This window comes from Psychrobacter sp. (assembly GCF_049295055.1).
Taxonomy (GTDB): domain Bacteria; phylum Pseudomonadota; class Gammaproteobacteria; order Pseudomonadales; family Moraxellaceae; genus Psychrobacter.
The window spans coordinates 1-18,410 of the sequence record NZ_JBAQQF010000053.1 but is presented as its reverse complement, the minus strand read 5'-3'; the positions used below and the strand labels follow the sequence as shown (position 1 = coordinate 18,410).

16 protein-coding genes are annotated in these 18,410 nt (G+C 43.0%); 13 read left to right on the top strand and 3 right to left on the bottom strand.

The annotated features are described in order from the left end of the window. The first annotated feature begins 141 nt into the window (after window positions 1-141). The 9 genes from WAZ74_RS07830 (at window position 142) to WAZ74_RS07790 (ending at window position 11,895) form a co-directional block, all read left to right on the top strand. Window positions 142-1,326: an ATP-grasp domain-containing protein gene (locus WAZ74_RS07830; protein ID WP_422307816.1), complete on the top strand. Its 1,185-nt coding sequence runs from the start codon at window positions 142-144 to the stop codon at window positions 1,324-1,326. 58 nt (window positions 1,327-1,384) lie between these two features. Then, on the top strand, window positions 1,385-2,614 hold the full coding sequence (locus tag WAZ74_RS07825; RefSeq protein ID WP_422307548.1) for a S1 family peptidase: 1,230 nt from the start codon (window positions 1,385-1,387) through the stop codon (window positions 2,612-2,614). 55 nt (window positions 2,615-2,669) lie between these two features. Further along, on the top strand, window positions 2,670-4,016 hold the full coding sequence (locus WAZ74_RS07820) for an NYN domain-containing protein (RefSeq protein ID WP_422307546.1): 1,347 nt from the start codon (window positions 2,670-2,672) through the stop codon (window positions 4,014-4,016). Then, complete coding sequence (locus tag WAZ74_RS07815) at window positions 4,009-5,319, top strand: phosphoribosyltransferase domain-containing protein (protein ID WP_422307544.1); 1,311 nt, start codon at window positions 4,009-4,011, stop codon at window positions 5,317-5,319. Before WAZ74_RS07820 ends, WAZ74_RS07815 begins: the two co-directional genes overlap by 8 nt. Before the next feature lie 479 nt (window positions 5,320-5,798). Next, complete coding sequence (locus WAZ74_RS07810; protein ID WP_422307542.1) at window positions 5,799-7,442, top strand: ABC transporter substrate-binding protein; 1,644 nt, start codon at window positions 5,799-5,801, stop codon at window positions 7,440-7,442. Window positions 7,443-7,657: 215 nt separating this feature from the next. Beyond that, window positions 7,658-8,674, top strand: coding sequence for an ABC transporter permease (locus WAZ74_RS07805; RefSeq protein WP_422307540.1), 1,017 nt, complete (start codon window positions 7,658-7,660; stop codon window positions 8,672-8,674). Between the two features lie 262 nt (window positions 8,675-8,936). Beyond that, on the top strand, window positions 8,937-9,851 hold the full coding sequence (locus tag WAZ74_RS07800) for an ABC transporter permease (RefSeq protein WP_422307538.1): 915 nt from the start codon (window positions 8,937-8,939) through the stop codon (window positions 9,849-9,851). Beyond that, entirely contained in the window at window positions 9,851-10,927 is a 1,077-nt protein-coding gene (locus tag WAZ74_RS07795) for an ABC transporter ATP-binding protein (protein WP_422307536.1), read from the top strand. Before WAZ74_RS07800 ends, WAZ74_RS07795 begins: the two co-directional genes overlap by 1 nt. Then, on the top strand, window positions 10,924-11,895 hold the full coding sequence (locus WAZ74_RS07790; RefSeq protein ID WP_422307534.1) for a peptide ABC transporter ATP-binding protein: 972 nt from the start codon (window positions 10,924-10,926) through the stop codon (window positions 11,893-11,895). Before WAZ74_RS07795 ends, WAZ74_RS07790 begins: the two co-directional genes overlap by 4 nt. 50 nt (window positions 11,896-11,945) lie before the next feature. On the opposite strand, the gene WAZ74_RS07785 is transcribed toward WAZ74_RS07790, so the two are convergent. Beyond that, entirely contained in the window at window positions 11,946-12,071 is a 126-nt protein-coding gene (locus WAZ74_RS07785; protein ID WP_422307532.1) for a hypothetical protein, read from the bottom strand. Between the two features lie 260 nt (window positions 12,072-12,331). On the opposite strand from WAZ74_RS07785, the gene WAZ74_RS07780 reads away from it, so the two are divergent. The 3 genes from WAZ74_RS07780 to WAZ74_RS07770 all read left to right on the top strand — a co-directional run bounded on the left by WAZ74_RS07780 (window position 12,332) and on the right by WAZ74_RS07770 (window position 15,540). Then, entirely contained in the window at window positions 12,332-13,177 is an 846-nt protein-coding gene (locus tag WAZ74_RS07780; RefSeq protein ID WP_422307530.1) for an HAD hydrolase family protein, read from the top strand. Window positions 13,178-13,197: 20 nt separating this feature from the next. Further along, on the top strand, window positions 13,198-14,391 hold the full coding sequence (locus WAZ74_RS07775) for a cysteine protease StiP domain-containing protein (RefSeq protein WP_422307814.1): 1,194 nt from the start codon (window positions 13,198-13,200) through the stop codon (window positions 14,389-14,391). A gap of 84 nt (window positions 14,392-14,475) precedes the next feature. Next, window positions 14,476-15,540: an HpcH/HpaI aldolase/citrate lyase family protein gene (locus tag WAZ74_RS07770; RefSeq protein ID WP_422307528.1), complete on the top strand. Its 1,065-nt coding sequence runs from the start codon at window positions 14,476-14,478 to the stop codon at window positions 15,538-15,540. Window positions 15,541-15,646: 106 nt separating this feature from the next. Here WAZ74_RS07770 and WAZ74_RS07765 read toward each other — a convergent pair whose 3' ends face one another. Further along, on the bottom strand, window positions 15,647-16,459 hold the full coding sequence (locus WAZ74_RS07765) for an alpha/beta fold hydrolase (RefSeq protein ID WP_422307526.1): 813 nt from the start codon (window positions 16,457-16,459) through the stop codon (window positions 15,647-15,649). A 297-nt stretch (window positions 16,460-16,756) separates the two neighbouring features. Here WAZ74_RS07765 and WAZ74_RS07760 point away from each other — a divergent pair, with 297 nt between their 5' ends. Further along, window positions 16,757-17,554 carry an enoyl-CoA hydratase/isomerase family protein gene (locus WAZ74_RS07760; RefSeq protein WP_422307524.1) on the top strand — a complete coding sequence of 266 codons (798 nt, stop codon included), beginning with the start codon at window positions 16,757-16,759 and terminating at the stop codon, window positions 17,552-17,554. A gap of 133 nt (window positions 17,555-17,687) precedes the next feature. Here WAZ74_RS07760 and WAZ74_RS07755 read toward each other — a convergent pair whose 3' ends face one another. Further along, window positions 17,688-18,131 carry a PACE efflux transporter gene (locus WAZ74_RS07755; RefSeq protein ID WP_422307522.1) on the bottom strand — a complete coding sequence of 148 codons (444 nt, stop codon included), beginning with the start codon at window positions 18,129-18,131 and terminating at the stop codon, window positions 17,688-17,690. Between the last annotated feature and the right edge of the window lie 279 nt (window positions 18,132-18,410).

The following is an 18,410-nucleotide window of genomic DNA, read 5'->3' as shown; positions in this document are numbered from 1 at the left end:
TATAATGACGGTGACATGAAATATTAAACAGTGAAATAATTAAATACTGACATCATTGATTTACCAAGCACTTCTGATAACCAATATGCAACCTTGAGCTGACTGATAATTAAAATGACTAACGAAAGCGCTGAGAAAATTATGAATAATCAAACCAATAGTAATGGTAATAGCAATCATCAAACTGACATAGCAGCGGCTTGGTTAGCTGAAGGTCAATCAAGCCAGCGTGATATGTTAGCCAGCCTTCAAGCGCTGAAAGTCCAATCTAATACGCCCTTTCATATTATTGCATCGCACCGTCATGATAGACCTGAAATTTTTGAGTTTGCCGATAGCGCTTATCGTGAACCCTCTAATGCTGCTGTCTCTGATACTGACAGCGATGATCAAGCAATGTTTGAATCTGCTGTGTCTATTGAGCCACGTTGGCAGTTCGTATTAGAACAAGCTAAGCAGAAAAAGGTGAAAGTACTATTAACCGGTCGTAACGGTATTGATTATGAAGCCCATCGTGAACTATTTAGCGGCGCTGGTATTCGTTTATTAACAGGTGCGACCAGCGTAGCGGCGTTAGAAACCATCGATGATAAGTTTGCTTTTATGCAGCAGTGCCATGAGCATAATATTCCTGTCGCCGATGCGTGGCGCTTTGATAATGTGACGGAGCTCAAGGCACTACTTGCCGAACACGGCCATCAACCATTATGCGTTAAACCGGTCACAGGTATTTTCGCGCAAGGATTTTGGCGTTTGGGTAAGGATAAAGAAGCAGGTCAAGAAATAGGCGAACAATACGATAGCTTTGAGCATTTATACTTTACCGAAGAGAAAAAAATCAATACGGCGCAATTTATTCACGCTTATGCTAACAGTGTCATGGTGCATGAACGCCCAATTCCCATGCTACTGATGCCTTATTTATCAGGGCAAGAGTATTCTATCGATGTCGTCTGTGAATACGGTGAAGTACTGGCGGCTGTCACCCGTTACAAAACCGGAAAAATTCAGCATATTGGATACGAGCAGTCGGTCATGGATGTCGTCATTCCTTTGATTAAAGTATTTGGCTGTGACGGTATTGTCAGCGTTCAAACCAAAGCCGATGATGACGGTCAACACCGAGTGCTTGAGATCAATAGCCGCCCTTCTGGCGGTATCGATTACACCACACATAGCGGTGTCGATTTAACCCAAGTTGGTTTTGCCTATTGGTTGGGCTTAAGTGATAAGCCGAAGCTAGCTGATAGCGCTCAGAAAATCGTACCCTGCCAAGTGCGTTCAATTATGGTCAGCGTCAAGATTGAAGAAGACATTACTGAGTAAGCAGCAGGCATTTAAAGAACTGACCATTAACGATTACATAATTTATTAGAGGCGCACGATGACAGCACAAACCACGTTAGTGTTAGGCGCAAATACGGTTATCGCGCAACCCAATTGTTCGGTCGCTTTTGCTACGACAAATCAGCCAAAGTTTGGCGAGCAGCTTGGGCTACTATGGCTGCCTTTAGATGAGCATCGTAAAGCAGCTTGTAGTCCTGCCTACCTTCATGAGCCTAAAGACTGGGCGAAGTTAGATAATGCCAACAACCCAAGCGCATGGCAGTTAGACTTGCCAAAATTATTTGATACCCAAGGCGTTAGTTTTTTACAACTTATTGCTTATACTTATCATGAGCCAGCGCTTAACTTACCTGCGGTTGAGTTAAATAGTGTCAGCCTAACTCTAAATAATGGTGATATTCGCTATGAATTCACAGCTAGCGAGCGTCATGTCAAAGCGGCGATAATATTAGAGATATACCAACGTAATGGGCAATTTAAATGTCGTGCCCTTGGTGAAAGCTCCACCCAAGGACTGGCAAGTCTTGAGCATCGAGTGCAAATCAGCCTTGATATCCGTCCACCAGATACGCATGCGCTGATTCAAGAAAATCAACGCCAACAAAATATATCGGGAAATAATAACGAATCGCGCCCACCGCGCCAAGTTCAAACCGGTGAGACTTGGACAGGTACAGCATTTGCCATTGACCCATATCACTTATTAACTTGTTACCATGTGATTGAATCGGCAGCGATGATTGGAATACGCCAGCAAGGACAACCTGATCGCGAGGCGCAGGTGGTGCTCAGCGATATTGGTAGCGACTCGGCGATTATTAGAGTAAGTGAGCCTCTAAACAGCTATTTACTGTTAGCACGGCAATGCTCTGATAATTTGGGTGAGACTATCACGACTTTGGGATTTCCATTGTCGGGATTGAGCAGCCAGCTACAAGTCACACAAGGTTGTATATCAGGATTAACCGGCTTTGGCGATGATATTCGTTACATGCAATTCACCGCGCCCATTCAACCCGGCTCTAGCGGTAGTCCGCTGCTATTACCAACGGGTGAAGTCGTCGGAATGGTCACGTCAAGCCTCGTTCATGAGCATGCACAAAACATGAACTATGCGGTGAAATTTCAGTTATTATCCGCCCTACTCGCGAGCGCTGGTATTAGCTTGGAAAGCTCATCCGATGCGTCACGCGTTACCGCTATGACCACACCTCAATTGAGCAAACAAAGCCGCGGCGCGTTATGGCTAGTTGGCTGTGAAGGTTAAAAAATAAAGAACTATAAGAATAGTAGCTTCTCTAGAAGTACGTTAAGGAATATGAATGTCGTCTAAGCTTAATAATATCGCAGTACTTATCGATGCCGATAATGCCTCGGCGAATAGTATTGGCGATATTATCCAAAAGATAAATACCTTTGGTCGCGTTACTTGTAAAAAGATATATGGCGATTGGGGTAACGCTCATATTAAAGGTTGGCAAGAAGCACTACTTAAGTACGCCATTGACCCTATACAACAGTTTGCTTATGTGAAAGGTAAAAATGCCACCGATATTGGTATGGTCATTGAAGCCATGGACTTGCTGTATAGTGATAAATATGATTGCTTCTGTTTGATATCAAGTGATAGCGACTTTACCTCACTGGCACTGCGTATTCGAAAAAATGGAGTAAAAGTTTTTGGCTTTGGTAGACGTAATACTGTCGCTGCGTTTACCAAAGCTTGTGATAAATTCTTTTATGTCGAGGACTTATTACCTAAGTCCGATCATTCTGCTACAATCGCGCTTTCAGCAAACCGCCAGCTTTCCAATAAATCTGTGAACAATCCATTAACACCTTGGACAACCAAGCAATTACAAACCCAGACACACTTAATTAGCGCTCTAAATAAAATCATTAAAGAAGATCCTAATGCACACAATGGCTGGTCGAACTTATCTCATCTTGCTAGCCAACTTAGTCAAAACCATAACAGTATCAAAGTAAATAAATATGGTTACGATAAATTCTCCACTTTTATCAATGCCTTAGGTATTTATGATATAAGAAGACAATCTAATGGGTTTTGGGCTAAAACAAAGTCGCAAAACGCGCTGGATACTAATAAAAAACCTATTCCAAACAGGTCAGTAGCAGCACAAGCGACAAACCATACAGCTTTGAACCTCTTCACTGCTTCTACTATTACGATCAAAATAGGGACCGCCCCAACTATTGATGCCGTGTTATTTAGAATAGACGCCAATACAAAAGTACGTGGCGATGAGGATATGATATTTTATGGGCAAACTCATAGCGAAGACGGAACAGTCGCACTTGACCAGCAGTTTGAGGACGATAAATCAGTATCAGCATTCAGTTGTGATTTAAATAATCAGCCCGCTAGCATCGCTCAGCTTACGTTTGCCCTATCTAGTGAACTGCTCGATAGTTTATCTTTATATGTTGAACACACTTCTATTGAATTAAGTATTACAGATAAGCAAAAAAGCACCGTATTATTCACGGGTGAATTTGATATACAGAATAAGGCAGGCAAAAGCTTGCTACTGTTTACCTTGAACCGCGCAGGCAACCAATGGCAGTTTGTGCCAAAGCATCAGAGTATAGATGGCGATTTACGTTATCTTTGCGAAAAATATGGGGTAGAACTAAGCGATGACTAATCTAAAAAACAATGCGACATCTAACTTAATATCTAATAATTTTTATAAGCGTACCATCACCTTACCCCGAGGTGCGCTTGAGCTAACCTACCAGATAAATGCGGCTACCAAACGGATCAGTGATGAGCAAAACTCAGATACCGACAATCAGCCTTATCAATTAGAAGACTTGCTTGATTTTGCTCAGCGTATTAATCCAAAGCGGGCGTTTTTGTTTGTCTCAAAAGTCTTAGGTCGTCATATTCCAGTTGCGCCCAGTACTATGCGTGGTGCTTTTACTGACTTGGCAAATTTAGTCCCTGATAACTTACCTGAACCTATTTTGGTGATTGGTATGGCTGAAACGGCGGTTGGCTTATCTGCTGGCGTCCATCAAGCGCTACAAACGCGCTATCCGCATGCTTTATTACTGAATTCTACTCGTCACGCGCAGCACGATGACAATGATACAGACGCTTTACTGACGACTTTTAGCGAAGACCACAGTCATGCCAGTCAGCATCTGATTTATCAAAGTAAAGATAAAATCACTCAAGAACAATTACTTGCCAGTAAAACGTTGATTATGGTCGATGACGAAGCCTCAACGGGTAATACCTGTATCAATGTCGTCACTGCACTACGCAGTGCAGGATTGTCTCAGTTAAAACAGGTACATTTGACGACCTTAGTTGATTGGTCATTAGCGCAAGAGGGAGCAGATGACGCAATGGCTAAACGCCTGCCAAATATTGACTTTCATCGCCACCATCTATTATCGGGTGCTTGGCAATGGACAGATACCCCCAACCCTGAGCCTATCATTATGCCATCGGTTGATACTACTGCGGCAGGCTCGCAATCGTTAGGTGATACTGGTAATTGGGGGCGTTTCCCAGCCTTAGATAGTACGGATGGGTTTGATAATTATTTAGCAAATTTCCAAACAGTATTTACAGATTTCAATGAGCAAACGCCGTTTGATAAAGCTGATTTGCCAAAAAAGATATTAGTTTTAGGCAGCAATGAATTTGTATGGCTACCATTTTTGCTGGCGGAATGGCTTGAGCAAAACACGAATGTAGATAGCAGCAATAACACGGTTAATTTTAGTGCCTTGACCCGCTCACCGATTGCGCTTGGTGGCGGTATTAGCACGATGTTAAGCTTTAACGATAATTACGGGCTTGGCATGACCAACTTTGTTTATAACGTTAATCCTAAAGACTGGGATTTGATTGTACTCTGCGTAGAAACCTCTGCTGATAGCGTTGATGCCATGTGGAAAGGTTTGGATAATGTGTTGGTGGTGAGTCCTATATAATCGCTCATTTAACATAAATATTAATAGCTACTAGTAATGGATTTATAGCCGTAATAACAGCGTTTTTAGACTGTTTAATACTCTTTCTAAAACGAAGCTTACTTTTATACACCTTTGATTTTAAGGGAGTTAATCCTAGAAATCATAATAAAAAAGATACCCATAGCATAAAAAAATTTATATTTACGCTATAGATACCTTGCGTAACCTTACATTTACATATATATTCGGTCTATTCATTTGCTCATTCAGCGCCAACTTCTCAATTATTAGAAGATTAAAAACTTGAAGCAAGTGTTCTCAAGTTATTTTTAAATCTAAATAATTTGTAATGACCTGAAATAATTTGAATTGGTAAATACTTTAAAAGGAATTAAAGGTTTATCGATTGAGGTTCGATATCAACGGCGTGTGGTTTAGCGTTGTTGTCGTGCTATTAATCGATAATTATCTTACGGTTTATACAGGATGTAATCATAATGCAAATACCTTTCTTCAAGCTCACTCTGCTAGCAGCCCTCACCTTAGGCATTAGTGCCTGTAGCGGCGATAACAAAACCACTGACAAAACAGCAGATGCCGGCAGCGATGCCAAAGCCGCTAAGACCCTTATTTACTGCTCAGAAGGTAGCCCAGCCGGCTTTGACCCTGCGCAATACACGGCGGGTACTGACTTTGATGCCAGTGCTTATCCTATTTTTAACGGTATCGTACAGTTCAAACGTGGCGAAACCGAAATTGAGCCAGGCTTAGCAGAAAGCTGGGATATCAGCGAAGACGGCAAAACTTATACACTTAATCTACGTAAAGGCGTCAAATTCGGCAAGACTGATTATTTCACCCCAACGCGTGACTTCAACGCTGATGACATTATCTTTACTATCGAACGCCTGACCGATACGGGCTTTGCTTTTAATAAAGACTATCCGGCTGAATTCCCGTACTCAGTAGGTATGGGCTTGCCTGAGATTATCGACAAGGTAGAAAAAGTTGACGATTATACGGTCAAAATCACCCTAACTGAAACTAATGCGCCCTTCTTACAAAATCTAGCAATGCCGTTTGCTTATGTGCATTCTGCTGAGTATGCCAAGCAATTACAAGACGCTGGTAACGCCGCTGACCTGAATAACAAGCCAGTCGGTACCGGACCATTCGTCTTTACCTCGTATCAAAAAGATGCGCAGATTCGTTATACCAAAAATCCCGATTACTGGAACAAAGACGACATTCATATCGATAATCTGGTGTTTGTCATCACTAAAGACTCTGCGGTTCGTGCACAGAAAGTACAAGCAGGCGAATGTAATGTCTCGGCTTACGCCAACCCATCTGAAGTGGATTCTGCTAAAAAATCTGGCAAAGCAAATGTGCTAGATGATGCTGGCTTTAACGTGGGCTACTTAGGCTATAACACTGAAAAGCCAGACCTTAAAGACGTAAACGTTCGCCGTGCACTCGATATGGCGATTAATAAAGACGCCATCATCAATGCGGTCTATCAAGGTTCTGGTATCAAAGCAACCAACCCTATGCCACCAACGCAATGGGGCTATAACGAGGACATCAAAGACGCGCCTTATGATATTGAAAAAGCCAAAGCCCTACTGGCTGAAGCAGGTGCTAAAAATCTAGAAATCGATTTATGGTATATGCCCGTTCAGCGCCCTTATAACCCAAATGCCAAGCTCATGGCAGAAATGATTCAATCTGATTGGGCTAAAATCGGCGTCAAAGCCAAGCTCGTAACGTACGAGTGGGGCGAGTATCTAAAGCGTGCCGGCAAAGGCGAGCCTGAAGCTATTCTAGCCGGTTGGACAGGCGATAATGGCGATCCTGATAACTGGTTAGGCGTTCTATTATCTTGTGATGCGGTCGGTGGCAACAACTACGCTCGCTGGTGTAATCCAGAGTTTGATAAGCTAGTGATGGATGCGCGTGCAAATACCAATCAAGATGAGCGTATTGCCAATTACAAGCAGGCTCAGGTGATATTTAAAGACCAACTGCCTTGGACCACAGTCGCCAACTCAGTCGTGACCGTATTAACCACGCCCAATGTTAAAGACTACAAAATTAGCCCACTCGGCTCAATTCGCTTTGATGGCGTTGATATTGAATAAAGCTATTAAATAATAGCCTTAGCTAATATCAGTGCTGCATTCGGTACTGGTATTAGCTTCAATACCAGTACCTAACAAACCCTAGTGACGCCTTTTACTCTATAGTCATTGCTTTATATGCGTTTGCGGCTGGTACAGATATTCTGTTCCAGCCGTCTTTGTCTGAGCATAATCTATATCTGCTAAAAGCCACTTTTATAAAAACGAGCTGAGCTATGCTACTTTACATTCTACGCCGGATTTCAATTCTAATTCCGGTCTATATCGGCTTAACCCTATCGACCTTTATCCTCATTCGCCTCGTACCTGGCGATGCGGTTGAGATTATGATGGGAGAGCGCATGGTCGATCCTGAATTACATGCGCAGGCTTTAGCCCGCCTTGGTTTAGACAAACCGTTACCAGTGCAATATTGGGATTATCTCACCGGAATACTGCAAGGTGACTTTGGTGAATCCTTCCGCACCCGAACGCCCATTTTGCAGGACTTTTTCGCCCATTTTGTCCCAACATTAGAGTTGGCGCTTTGTGCGATTACGATTGCCAGCGTGGTAGGTATCAGCCTAGGTATTTTTGCTGCCCTACGCCGAGGTACATGGATTGACTACACGTTAATGTCGGGCGCACTTGCAGGCTATTCTATGCCTATTTACTTATTGGGCCCTATCCTAACGGGTATCTTCGCTCATTATTTAGGTCTGCTGCCCGTCTCTGGCGTCATCTCTGTCGCACAGTTCCTAGATGTCAAACCCCTATATGGTTCTTGGCTACTAGGCTCCTTAAGTTCTGGTGAGCCCGGCGCCTTTTGGAATGTTGTAAAGCACTTTATCTTACCTTCTGTTGCTTTATCTACTATCCCTCTAGCTATGATCGCTCGTATGACACGCTCGGCGATGCTTGAGGTGTTAGATGAAGATTATGTACGTACCGCAAGAGCAAAAGGTCTATCACCAAAACGCGTGATTTTGATTCACGTGATGCGTAATGCGCTCATTACTGTGGTTACCGTAGTTGGATTGCAGATGGCGACGTTACTGGCTGGTGCCATTATCACTGAGACTATCTTTAGTTGGCCAGGCGTTGGCAACTGGTTGCTAGATGGCTTCTTTACCCGTGATTACCCCATTGTACAAAATGGTATTTTATTGGTCGCCACCGCCCTGATTCTGGTGAGCTTAATGATCGATATTTTATATGGATTTATTAATCCTAGAATTCGGCATTCCTCATAGCCTATTGTTAGGGTGAAGCCCATTTGATACATTTTTGATGCATCTCAAATACATCGTGACTGTATCTGCAACACCTATTTATAGTTTTTATAATTAATTACCCATAGTGCCCGTGACGACCTTGTATCCACTGAGTTTGTATTACTAAGCTTGCATAAGCCAAGCACTGCCTAAGTTAGCCCAATAAAATAAGCAACTTAGTTGAATAAAGTGAGCAAACCAGTGGCGTAAAACAAGGTCTGATTCACTAAAGGAATATCCAATGAAGCCTTCTGTAATTCCTTCTGACGTTGCTCTGGCAGCCCCAAAACCGCCGTCTTCTTGGCAGCTGTTTTTATACACCTTTTGCCGAAATAAAGGCGCAGTTTTGGGTTTTATCGTTTTAATGCTGATGGTCATCGTCGCAATCTTAGCCCCTGCTATTGCTCCTTATGACCCTTATGAATTATTTACCGGTAAAGAGCAGCTACCACCATCCTTCTTTAGTGGTGGTGATTCAATGTTCTTTTTGGGTACCGATGATGCTGGTCGCGATACCCTCTCTCGCGTCATGCACGGCGCACGTTATTCATTATTTATCGGTATCAGTGCCACTTCGATAGCGATGATTGTAGGTGTATCGTTAGGGTTAAGTGCTGCCTTTTGGCCCAAGGTTTGGGGCAAAGCCGTCATGCTGGTCAATGATATCTTGATGTCTTATCCTAGTCTGCTGCTTGCCATTATCATTGCTGCCATTTTAGGGCCTTCAATGACCAACACCATCATTACCATTGCCTTAGTATGTACGCCACCTTTTATCAGGTTGACTCGCGCTACAGCAATGGTTGAGCTACAACGTGAATACTTTATTGCCTCACAGGTCATGGGTGCAGGCGTATTAAGGCTGTTATTTATTACCATACTACCCAACTGTATGGCGCCATTAATCGTTCAAGCTACGATGATTTTCTCTACGGCTATTTTGGAAGCAGGTGCGATTGGTTTCTTAGGTTTCGGTGTTCAACCACCCGATGCGGAGTGGGGTGCGATGCTAGGTACTGCGCGTCAATATATCCAAAGCAATGTTTGGTTAGCGATTTGGCCGGGTGTGGCGATTTTCTTAGCTGCATTGTCCATCAACCTAACGGGCGACGGGCTGCGTGATGCCTTAGATCCAAAATTGAAGCAGGTTTCTTAATGAACGATTCTCAAGTAAATAGCTTTGACGTGAATAGCCCAATAGTGAATAATTCTGCCACAGATAACTCATTACTCCTTGATATTGAGCATCTATCCGTGACCTTTGGTCAAGGAGCACGAGCATTTCGTGCGGTCGACGATGTTTCTTTAAAAATAAAACAAGGAGAGGTCATCGCGGTTGTCGGTGAATCTGGCTCGGGTAAATCCGTCACTATGATGGCACTGATGGGCTTACTGCCCTCTTCTGCCACCGTCGTTGCTGATCGACTCAACTTTGATGGCAAAGAACTCCTCACCATGCCGGCAAAACAAAAGCGCAAGATTATTGGCAAAGATATCTCGATGATCTTTCAAAATGCCATGTCGTGCCTCAATCCAAGTTTTACGGTCGAGATGCAAATGGGAGAAGTATTAACTACCCATCTTGGCTTGCGCGGAGCAGCCGTAAAGCAGCGTCTTTTAGAGTTATTAGAACTGGTTGAAATGCCAGATGCTAAGAACCGTCTGCGTGTCTATCCGCACCAACTCTCAGGTGGTATGAGTCAGCGAGTGATGATTGCGATGGCACTAGCTTGCGAGCCGAAACTACTTATCGCTGATGAACCGACTACCGCTCTTGATGTGACCGTTCAGGCGCAAATTATGGATTTACTTGGTCGTTTGCAACGCGAAAAACAGATGGCAATGGTGCTTATCACTCACGACTTGGGCTTAGTCGCGCAAAACTCTCGTGATGTCGCCGTCATGTATGCCGGTCAAGTCGTCGAGACCAGTACAGTACCAGAAATATTCCAAAAACCTGCCCACCCTTATACCGAAGCTCTACTACAGGCGATTCCTGAACTGGCTGTTGGACAAGATAGATTGAATAGCTTGCCAGGTGTGGTGCCTAGTCAATATGATAGACCTACAGGCTGCTTGCTTTCACCACGTTGTCCCTACAAAGAGCCAGCTTGCGAGGTTCCGCCACCTATTTTAAAAACTCCAAATGGCGAGGTTCGCTGTATTCACGCCACCCTTCCTGAACATCCTACTCGGACTGCTCAAACCGCTACTCTGGAGTCTGAAATATGAGTCATAAAATCGTCTTAAAGGCAGATAATCTACATAAACACTATGAAGTCTCTCTAGGTATAGGAAAAGGTAAAGCCTTCGTCAAAGCATTAAATGGTATCTCATTTGAGCTAGAAGCAGGCAAGACTTTAGCGGTCGTCGGTGAATCTGGCTGCGGTAAATCTACTTTAGCGCGCCAGCTGACGTTGATAGAGCAGCCAACCAGTGGCGAGCTATTTATTAATAATGAAGCAACCACCAGTTATAGCAGAAGTGCGCTGAAAAACTTGCGTACTGAGATTCAGATGGTGTTCCAAAACCCTTATGGCAGTCTTAATCCACGCCATACCATTGGTTTTCAGCTGACCGAACCATTAGACATTCATACTACTTTATCTAAAGAAGAAAAACGTACCAAAGTCCATGCCATGATGAAGCATGTCGGTTTGCGTCCTGAGCATACGGGTCGCTATCCGCATATGTTTTCTGGCGGTCAACGTCAGCGTATTGCTCTTGCTCGTGCCATGATGCTCAATCCTAAAATTGTCGTCGCTGATGAGCCGACATCAGCACTGGACGTATCGATTCAGGCGCAAGTACTCAATCTCTTTATGGACTTGCAAGATGAGTATCATACTGCCTATGTCTTTATCTCGCACAACCTCTCAGTCGTACGCCATGTCGCAGACGATGTGATGGTGATGTATCTAGGCAAAGCCGTTGAACATGGTGCTAAAGATGCCATTTATAATGATCCTAAGCACCCTTATACCATCGCTCTACTTTCGGCTGCGCCTTCGGTGACGGGTCATAAAAAAGAGCTGACCTTACAAGGTGAATTACCTAGTCCGCTGAATCCGCCAAGTGGCTGCGCCCTACATAAACGCTGCCCTTATGCCAAGCCTGTATGTAGCGAAATTGAGCCTGAGCTGCGCGAATGGGAAGGACGCTTGGTCTCTTGTTTAAGATTAGAGGAGATATATGGATAATTGGATGCTGACTTTATCACTATTATCTCTATCAGCTTAATACCGTCCTATTATCCAAGTAACCCAACTTTAATAAACTCGGAATATTTACTACTTAAACTTTCTGAGTTTATTAAATTGATAGCTGCGATCAGCTCTAACCCATTTTTATAACGCCCCATTTCATCTTCTGTCATTCAAACTGATCTATCCAACCCCAAATTCGCTGAACCCAATCCTCTTGCAATAATTTTGCACTTTTATTACCGATTTATTCTGACCTTTTTTATGATTATCGTTATACTGTCTGCATTTGGCTAAGGTCTGATAGATAGCTAACTGATAACTGATAACTGATAACTGATAACTGTAAAAATCAGCGCTCTACCTCGATTGAATATCAATCCTCAACCTATATTTAAACAGCCTTGTCATCATTTTATCTTTGGAAAACGTTATGACCTCCCCATTTTTCCAACCTAGCTTAAATACCATCAAACCTTATGCGCTAATGGATTTAGACGATACGCTCTTTCAAACTCAGCGTAAGATTGACGTTTGGAATTTGCCAACTGCTAAAGTTGAAGATTTAGTCTGCGCTACCGTTAATAAACAAGGCGAGCCACTAAGCTTTATGACTCAGCGTCAGTCAGCGTTTTTTAATTGGTTACTTGCCAGCACCGAATTAATCGCCGTTACAGCACGTGATCGTCAGGAGATTAAGCGCGTTAAGTTGCCCTTTAATAGCTGGCAAGTATTGACTCATGGCGCGATTATTTTAACGTCTGATGGCGAATTACTAAGTACGTGGCAGCAGCAGATGTATCATGCGCTTGCGCCATTACAAGATAAGCTTAACCAGCTAAGCGAAGTATTTGCGAATCACAGTAAAGGGGCTAACAGTCAGTTAGTATTTACGCCACATAGCGATACTTTTAATAGTGGTAAGATTAGTTATAATGGTTCTAACAAGCACAAGTTGACCATTTATTTAGCCATTAAACATGCGCAAAAGGATCATCAAGTATTGGTAGATTTAGATGCACAGCTACCTATTCTCATACCAGACTTTGATACGCATTTTTATGTGCATGTGAATGCTAATAACTTAGCCATACTGCCGCATGCCGTTCATAAACGTCATGCTGTACAATTTCTGCTAGACCATCATTTAGATAGCCAGCGCCCAAGCTTTGGTTTTGGTGATAGCATGGCCGATTTACCATTTCTGCAACTCCTTGACTGGTATGGTATGCCCAATCACGGGCAACTTCATAATCAACTACAAACGTTGCAATCATAATGAGCACTAATATTTCACCTATGAACCCAGACCACTCTAATTCAAAGCCTGCAAGCAACCACAATCATATGGAAAATTACGGCTCGGGCAGCTATCTTGCCAGCGATGTCACTGTGCTACTCGATATTGTTAATAAAGACGCCGTTGCTGATGTGCCAGTCAGTCAGAAGGAAGCGCTGATTCAGAGTGGGCAGCGTCATTACTCTGATATGCTAACCTTGGAAGATGCGCCAAGTACCATGCACGAGCAATTGTATGTCGAAGCGTTAGAGCAAGGTAAGACAAGAGCGGCGACTGATATTGTTAACTTGGCCTATACGCTACAGCAAGTTTTTCAGCAAACCGTTGATCATAAACGCCCATTAGTATTGGTTAGCTTAGTTCGTGCTGGTTTACCTATTGGCGTGCTGTTGCAGCGCGCATTGGCAGATATTGATAGCGGCTATTCTTTACCAAGTATACATTACGGCGTCAGCATCATCCGAGATCGTGGTTTGGATGCGGTTGCTTTACAAATGATATTAAACCGCCATCCTCATAGTCCGATTGTCTTTGTCGATGGCTGGACGGGTAAAGGGGCAATTTATCAAGAGCTGGCGCGTAGTTTAGAAGCGTTTGCCGATCCTAGCCATACCAATTTTGCCAATATTTTCCATCAAGGTATAGATGTTATACCGCTACTTACCCTTGCTGATCCGGCTGGCGTTGCTTGGCTTACGGCTAGCGAGGAAGACTGGCTGATTCCATCGGGTTTATTAAATAGTACGGTGTCAGGACTGATTTCACGTAGCTTATATACCGAGCCAGAACTGGGGCTACATCGTAGTGTTTTTTATGATAATTTAATTGAAGCAGATCATAGCTTAGCCTTTATCGATTGTATTGATGCAACAAGGCGTACATTGACCACGCCTTTACAAGGCTTGCCAACGTATAAGCAACCTCGCTACCAGACCGCAGACTTAATAGATAAGTTGGCAGTAGAATACAATATCAGTAATCGTAATCGTATTAAGCCGACTATCGCTGAGGCGACACGGGCGATATTGCGCCGCGACCCTGAGTGTATTCTGCTAGCGAGCGCTGAGCATCCCGATACCATATTATTGCGACATTTATGTACACAGCGACATATCCCTATCAGGGTATTAGGTGATAAAATACTCCCCTATCAAGCGATTACACTGATCAAGCAGCGCGCCAAAAACGATTAATGATTTATTGTTTTAACGCTGCGCTTTTTATCGTATTACCTTCTGTCCCTAATCACTCATTTATCACTATTTATGTTGCCCACTATGTCAGATATGCCACACAACGAGTCCAACCTTTATCAGAATACCCAGTCTTATGCGCATCTGATCACTGAGCGTCATGCGATGATCAAACCGCATGCGCATCATCCATACCAATTGGGTGCGAGTCTTTATATGCCAGCGACGCGCCAAGATATTTGGCAAGTGATTAAGCGTGATAAATTACCAACGATTAATAGTATTATTATCTGCTTAGAAGATGCCGTCAGCCACAATGATGTTGAGCTAGCACTCATGCGCCTGCAAGCCCTGCTGCATACGTGGGCGGCGCACGTCGATAGCATCAATGAGCCATCGAAAGAAGCAGATATTCATACCGAGCAGCCAACGCGCCCATTGGTGTTTATCCGTCCGCGTCATCCGGCAATGTTAGAGCAGCTATCACATTTTGCCCATATTGATTTGATTGATGGTTTTGTGATGCCCAAAGTCGATATGTATAGCCTATCTAATTGGCGTATGGCGTGTCAGACTCTAAATACTGACATGCTGTTGATGCCGACCCTTGAGACCGCAGCGCTATTTAATCCGCATCACAATCAAGAGTTGGCCATTGCTTTTAAAGAAGCGTTTAGCCAACCAGTCTTTGCCTTACGTATCGGTGGCAATGATTTGTTTGCGGCGCTGCGTTTGCGTCGTCCTAAAAATAGCATTGTCTATGATACGCCTGTTGGTACGCTAGCCTACCAACTACTTGGCTGCTTTGTACCGCATGGTTTTTATCTGTCGGCACCGGTGTTTGAGTATTTGGATGAGCCAACGTTATTTATGCAAGAGCTGACCCGTGATGTCAGCTTGGGGCTGGTCGGAAAAACCGTTATTCATCCAAGCCAAATCGCTTTGGTACAGCAAGCCTATTGCGTACCGCTTAGCATTTTAGATGAGGCACAGGCTATCTTACATAGCGAGGCAAAGGCAGTGTTTAAATATAACAATACCATGCTAGAGCCCGCTACCCATCGCGCTTGGGCAACAGAAATCGTTAATCGAGCTCAAGTATTTGGCACTATTAATGATGGTAATAATAACTATACTGCTCGTTTATAAATTAAAACTGTAAAGTAAATATTTTAAAAATTCTAACAAAAAAAGCCGTTATCATAAATTTGATAACGGCTTTTTTATTAGAGTATTTTTTACTGATAAATGAGCACTATATAAAGTTTGCCAAAAACTTATTGATAGCTTTATTAACTTGCTCCGGCTCTTCGACTGTTGAAGTATGTCCTGCGCCTTTAATCACCGCCAGCTTTGAGCCTGCTATTGCAAAATGCATGCGCTCAGCTTTTGCATACGGTGTTGCGGCATCTTCATCGCCAACGATGATAAGTGTGGGCGTTTTAATATCACTTAGCTGATCATAGGTTGCCGTGCGCTCAATAACGCCCATCGTCGCCTTAATGATTCCATCCTTACGGTTGCTTTGCAATATGGATAACCATTCTCTACGGTCAGCCTTACGCGACTTATCAGCCAAGAAACTGCTACCAAACATAATAGGCATTACCTTTTGGCTGACACGCTTCATACCCAACCAACGAATAGCTTTCATAAGCTTACGGTACTGTGGCACGTTTTTAGGATCTTCAGGATCGGCTGATGTTTCAAGCAGCGTCAGCGATAGCAATAATTCAGGTCGTTTTAACGCAATACGTTGGCCGACAAACCCACCCATCGATAGTCCTAAAAAGTGACACTGCTGAATATCTAGCGCCTCTAACAATGCCAGTGCATCCTCAGTTAAGGTCTCCATATCATAGCCAGATTTGGTGATTTCAGACTGGCCTTGTCCCCGGAAATCAAACGCAATACAGCGATAACCGGCTTTAAAATACTCAACTTGCTTGTCGAACATGCGCGTATTCCATAGCAAACCATGGGCGAATACCATGACTGGCATTTGCTTATCGTTTGGCGCACTATCTTCATAATAAAGTTCGACATTATTGACATGAATAATTGGCATAACCACTTCCTTGTTGGTGTAATAAAAAATCAAACCTTTTAAAATCTGTCTTCTAGCATAATTCAACCACCCTACAGTTAGTAGCCTTATTTTTGAACGGTAGGTTTTATGCCTGTAGCGATAGTGATAACGGCAAAAAATATTATTTAAAATGTGCCTTAAGCGCGCACAAATCTCGCTTTTATAATAACCCCAAGCTGCTATAGTAATTGGCATTACATTATTTGTCTGACTTACTGTCAATACCATCTTTTTATTATCATCATTATCTAGAAAACCCTCTTAAGGATATCCAAAATGTCACAAGCTCTCGTCGAATACCAAGCCGAAAACCATATCGCCACCATCACAATGAACGACCCAAAAACGCTTAACGCTTTCAGCACTGTACTTAAAGACGCCATGATGGCAGCACTGACCAAAGCAGATGAAGATCAACAAGTACGAGTTATTATTTTACAAGGCGCAGGCAACAACTTCTCTAGTGGCGGTCATATCGGTGAGATGTTAGAAAACGGCATGGAAAGCGAAGCATTATCAGACAAGCTGAATTTTATGGTCGGTGAAGTGGCTGAGATTAGCTTAAAGCTGCGCAATATTCATAAGCCTATTATCGCTAAACTAGAAGGTGCAGTCGCAGGTGCAGGCATGAACTTAGCCCTCACTTGTGACTTCCGTATAGCCTCTGATAATGCCAAATTCGTACAAGCCTTTGTCAATATCGGTCTGATTCCAGATGCTGGCGGTATATATTTGCTTAATCAATTGATTGGTGTGGCAAAAACCACTGAGATGGTAATGCTTGGCGATAAGCTAAAAGCCGAAGACATGGCACGTTTAAACTTAGTGAATAATGTAGTGAGTGCGGAAGAATTAGATGCAACGGTCATGGCATTGGCAACTCGTCTAAGTAATCTGCCCGGAAAAGCATTGGCATCAATGAAGCATATGATTAATACTCATGCGTATATGGGTCTTAATGAAGCGCTAGATATGGAAGTCGATCAACAAACGATGTTGGCCAAAACTGATGATTTTAAAGAAGGTATTACGGCATTTATGGAAAAACGTAAGCCGATTTATCAAGGTAAATAAAAACTGATAACACTGCTCTTTGCAATATCATTAAAAAGGCTGCCATTAGGTAGCCTTTTATTTGGGTAAAACTTTATAAGCCATAAATTTTAGTAATAATAGTCAACAGCATTGTCATTAATATTTTTACTTATTAAGAAGCAGAAGCGTTTTTATAGTGATGCGGTAGGGTAAATATTTTATCAAAACCTAAGGTAAAGAAGAAAGTATAAACCAAGAAAAATAGTAGTAAGGCGGCTTCCATCATAAAGGCTTTGATAAAACCAACATCGTACCAAATCATATATAACGGCAGACAAATCAAAACCAAGCCGCCCTCAAATCCTATCGCATGGGCACTACGTATGAAGAACGTGCGCTGCATTACCTGCTTACGACGTTCCCAATTTTCAAACGCCGTATTGTAAATGAAATTCCAAATCACCGCTGCTAACGACACCATCACCGCAACTGGTAAAGACTCTGCTGCGCTGCTGTCGCTTAACAACATAAGCACAAAGGTAGATGAGATAATCGCAATGATTTCAAAAATCGTCACATAGAGCAGACGACGTTTGATGGGGGATAAAGTAATCAACCAAAACTCCAAAGCACTTGAGCGTAAACAAAAAAGTGCCTATCAAAGTATCGGTCCGCCCCGAGATAGAAAAAGATGAGTCACATACAGAGCCACGGTTTCCGCCTGCTCCCATATTATACATAAGATGGTGTAAAAAATCAGCCAGTACACTTTGACCCCTGCCGTCAAATCCGTACAGTTAAACTTGGGAGAGTTTAGTTACGCAGCCTGACGATAGAAGTCAAACCACACCTGCCTTGGCGTTTTATAGCCCAAGCCCTTTTGAATTCTTGTTTG